The sequence below is a fragment of the uncultured Faecalicoccus sp. genome, assembly GCF_944325745.1.
In the GTDB taxonomy this organism is placed as follows: domain Bacteria; phylum Bacillota_I; class Bacilli_A; order Erysipelotrichales; family Erysipelotrichaceae; genus Faecalicoccus.
On sequence record NZ_CALVBG010000089.1, the window covers coordinates 1 to 3,865 of the forward strand.

Genomic DNA, 3,865 nt, shown 5'->3' on the forward strand with positions numbered 1-3,865 from the left:
AAACTGGTTGAACTTTACAGCTAGTCTCACAAAGGATCGGAATTGAATTTCCGGTCCTTTTTTTCAATCTGCTATTTTCAACTCTGAAAAAATCGAATATCATAAATCTGAAAGATAGAACTAGGAGAGAATATATGCACACAGTTACATTAGTTGCTACTGATCTGGATGGAACTTTTTTGAACAGCCAGAAACAAGTTTCCGATTTGAACCGTGAGGCTATTTCCGCCTTGAAACATAAGGGAATCTTGTTCGGGATTGCTTCGGGAAGACCGGTCGAAACCGTTCATGCGATGCTGAATCAATGGGGGATCCAAGACAGCGTCAGCTTCATTATGGGGATGAACGGAGGCGTGATCTATGATATTCGGCGCCGGACCAAAGAAGAATATCATTTGTTAGATGGACAAGTGGTATTAGATATCATCCATTTCTATCAGGATATGGATGTGATCTTCCATGTATTGGTGGGGGATATTCGCTATACCAGTAAATCGACCCCGGAAACGCGTGCTCATGCGAAACTGTTTGGAGAAACCGAGATCGAAATTGATTTGGAAACCTTTCTTCAAGATCGGACGGTCAACAAATTGATTATCTACAGCGATCCCGCTTATCAGCCCAAAGTCATCGAACGATCCAAGTCTTTTCGCCGTTATGACTGTATCGGGTTCAGTACCGCAAACAATCTGTTTGAATATTGCGATCCCGTCATCAATAAAGGGTATGGGATCGAGAAGCTTTGTAAGCATTTTGGGGTCAATTTGGAAAACTGTGTTGCCTTTGGAGATGAGGCCAACGATATCCAGATGCTCGAGAAGGTCGGCATGGGTGTCTGTATGAAAAACGGATGTGAAGCAGCCAAGGCCGTCGCCAATGTCGTCAGTGAATATACAAACGACGAAAGCGCTCTTGGGCATTTCTTAAAAGAACACGTCTTAAACGATTAAGAGACTTCGGTCTCTTTTTTTCTTTCAAAAAATGTAAATCTTTTCAAAGAATGTGTTAAAATGAAAAACAAGAATCGAGAGAGATCCATGAAATATTTGTTTGATTGTGATGATACCTTATATGATCTGGAAAAGCCGTTTGATCAGGCGGTGGAAGATCTGGCTCTGCCCTTACGAAAAAATCAGATTGCCTCTTTTTATAAAGCGTACCGCAAACACGGCGATGCGATCTTTGATCAAGTCCAGGCAGGAAAGATGAGCGTGGATGAATCCGGGATCTATCGTATTCAACATGCCTGCCAAGAATATCAGATCCCGCTAAAGATGGATGCGGCTCTTTGTTTTCAAGAACGCTATCGCTTTTATCAAAATCATATTTCTTTATCTCCTGTCTTATTGGGCTGGTTTTCATCCTCACAAAGCGAAAAGGCCATCTTGACCAATGGGGAAAAAAATCATCAAATGGAGAAATTGCGGGCGTTAGGGATCCCTTCTTTTATACCGGATGATCATATTTTTATCAGCGGTGAGATCGGAGTTCGCAAACCGGATCTTAGAGCGTTTGAAATTGTGCTTTCTTGTTGTGGAGGAGCTGCTTCTGATTGGGTCTATATTGGCGATCGATACGATCATGATATGGTTCCCGCCAAACAAGTCGGAATGCATACGATTCATTTCAACCGCCATCATCGTGTAGACGGGCCTCTGGCGGATCAGGTCGTCTATACAGAAGAAGAATTAGTAACGCTCTTACATAGAATGGAAAGAGGAGAGAAGATATGAATCGAGATGCATTAAAAACAAAAAAGAGAATCGTGATCAAAGTCGGTTCCAGCAGTATCACCCATCCCAGCGGAGATCTTTATCTTTCCAAGATCGAAAAATTAGTTCGTATTCTTTGTGATCTCAAGGCCCAACAGAAGGATGTTGTCTTAGTTTCTTCCGGAGCGATCGCGGCGGGCAGACGGGCTCTACATATTGGCCGAAGACCCGAATCGATTGCGGAAAAACAAGCCTTTGCGGCTGTGGGACAAGCCCGGTTGATGATGGTCTATCAAAGGCTGTTCAGTGAATATAATTTTGTGGCTTCGCAAGTGTTGTTGACCAAAAATATCATGACGGAAAAGCGCTCGCGGGAAAATGCGCGAAATACCTTTGAAGAACTTTTCGCTCTGAATAGTATCCCCGTCGTGAATGAAAACGATACGATCTCCACCCAGGAATTAGAAGAAGTGGAAAGCTTTGGCGATAATGATCAGTTGGCGGCTACCGTAGGGGCTTTGATCCATGCTGATCTGGTAATCTTGTTAAGCGATATCGAAGGACTTTATACGAATGATCCCAAAATCGATCCGCAGGCCAAGCTGATTGATCATGTGGATCGCATCGATGATCGGCTGCTTGCGATGGGAAAAGACCACCCCGGCTCCAGCGTAGGCACAGGCGGTATGCACGCCAAACTGACGGCGGCCCAAATTGCGATGGATGCGGGCAGCGATCTGGTCATTGCGAAATTCGATGATGCGTCCATCATCGCCAAGATCTTAAAAGGAGAAAAAGCAGGAACCTATTTTCAAACCCAGAACAGGAGGGCTCACCATGAATCTTGAAACGATCGGTCAACAGGCCAGACAGGCATCGTATGCTTTGGCAATGCTTTCTTCGCAGAAGAAAAATGAAGTTTTACAAACTGTTGCGCAATGTTTGCGCGCAAACCAGGATCCGATCTTGAAAGCCAACGATCAGGATATGGAAAAGGGAAAACAGAAGGGTCTCAATGAAGGCTTATTGGATCGTTTAAAATTAGATCCCGCCCGATTGGAAGCCATGGCCGATTCTTTATTGGATATTGTAAAATTGGAAGATCCCATCGGAGAGATCTTGGAAGAAAGAATATTGACCAACGGTCTGAAGATCCAGAAAAAACGAGTCCCTATCGGTGTGATCGGAATGATCTATGAAGCTCGTCCGAATGTGACATTGGATGCCTTTTCGATTTGTTTTAAGAGCGGCAATGCCGTGATCTTAAAAGGAGGAAGCGATGCCCTTTTATCCAATATCGCCATCACCCAATGCATCCAGACGGGGCTTGAACAATGCGGGGTCGATCCCTTTTCAATCCAGCTGATCGAATCGACATCCCACGAAGATACACAGCGCTTTATGAGTATGACAAAATGGATCGATGTGATCATTCCCCGAGGATCTGCCCGTTTGATCCAGTCCGTCATGAACAATGCCAAAGTACCGGTGATTGAAACGGGAGCGGGAAATTGCCATATCTATATCGATAATACAGCCGATTTAAAGAAAGCGGTGGAAATTGTCTATAACGCCAAGACCCAGCGAATCGGTGTCTGCAATGCCGCCGAGTCTTTGTTGGTGCAAAAAGAGATTGCCCCCAAGATTTTGCCTTTGATCCAGAAGCGGCTCAATGAAAAAGAGGTTTGCCTCAAAGTGGATGACGAAGCGTATGCGATCTTAAAAGAACAACCTGGAAGAATCGAACATGCCACGGCAGAGGATTGGAAAACCGAATATTTGGATTATATCTTGTCGGTTAAGATCGTATCCGATGTCCAAGAGGCCATCGATCATATCAATCAGTATTCCACGCATCACAGCGAGTGTATCGTGAGTGAAGATCCGCAAGCGGCCCAACAGTTTTTAGATCAGATCGATTCGGCTTGCGTCTACTGGAATGCATCCACCCGGTTTACCGATGGCGGCGTCTTTGGTTTGGGGGCTGAGATCGGTATCTCCACTGGAAAGATCCATGCGCGCGGACCTATGGGATTAAAAGAGATGACTTCTTATAAGTATACGATTCAAGGAAATGGGCAGGTACGTTAGGCTTTTCGCAAGAAAAGTCTTTTTTTGTGGTACACTATATCTGTTGACAAAAAAGGAGACGC

4 protein-coding genes are annotated in these 3,865 nt (G+C 44.6%); all 4 read left to right on the plus strand.

All coding sequences use genetic code 11. From position 1 onward, the window contains the following. The first annotated feature begins 134 nt into the window (after nucleotides 1–134). The 4 genes from Q0J48_RS06790 (at nucleotide 135) to Q0J48_RS06805 (ending at nucleotide 3,803) form a co-directional block, all read left to right on the plus strand. A complete protein-coding gene (locus Q0J48_RS06790) occupies nucleotides 135–950 on the plus strand; it encodes a Cof-type HAD-IIB family hydrolase (RefSeq protein ID WP_296242736.1) in 816 nt (271 codons plus the stop codon). Nucleotides 951–1,037: 87 nt separating this feature from the next. After that, nucleotides 1,038–1,733, plus strand: coding sequence for an HAD family hydrolase (locus Q0J48_RS06795; protein ID WP_296242737.1), 696 nt, complete (start codon nucleotides 1,038–1,040; stop codon nucleotides 1,731–1,733). Then, on the plus strand, nucleotides 1,730–2,560 hold the full coding sequence (proB, locus tag Q0J48_RS06800) for a glutamate 5-kinase (protein ID WP_296242738.1): 831 nt from the start codon (nucleotides 1,730–1,732) through the stop codon (nucleotides 2,558–2,560). The genes Q0J48_RS06795 and proB overlap by 4 nt, the downstream gene beginning before the upstream one ends. Next, nucleotides 2,550–3,803 carry a glutamate-5-semialdehyde dehydrogenase gene (locus Q0J48_RS06805; protein WP_296242739.1) on the plus strand — a complete coding sequence of 418 codons (1,254 nt, stop codon included), beginning with the start codon at nucleotides 2,550–2,552 and terminating at the stop codon, nucleotides 3,801–3,803. The genes proB and Q0J48_RS06805 overlap by 11 nt, the downstream gene beginning before the upstream one ends. The last annotated feature ends 62 nt before the right edge of the window (nucleotides 3,804–3,865 follow it).

Excerpts from the sequence above, each read along its gene's own strand:
- Q0J48_RS06790 (WP_296242736.1), top strand. The coding sequence starts at position 135 with ATGCACACAGTTACATTAGTTGCTACTGATCTGGATGGAACTTTTTTG.
- Q0J48_RS06795 (WP_296242737.1), top strand. The coding sequence starts at position 1,038 with ATGAAATATTTGTTTGATTGTGATGATACCTTATATGATCTGGAAAAG.
- proB (WP_296242738.1), top strand. The coding sequence starts at position 1,730 with ATGAATCGAGATGCATTAAAAACAAAAAAGAGAATCGTGATCAAAGTC.
- Q0J48_RS06805 (WP_296242739.1), top strand. The coding sequence starts at position 2,550 with ATGAATCTTGAAACGATCGGTCAACAGGCCAGACAGGCATCGTATGCT.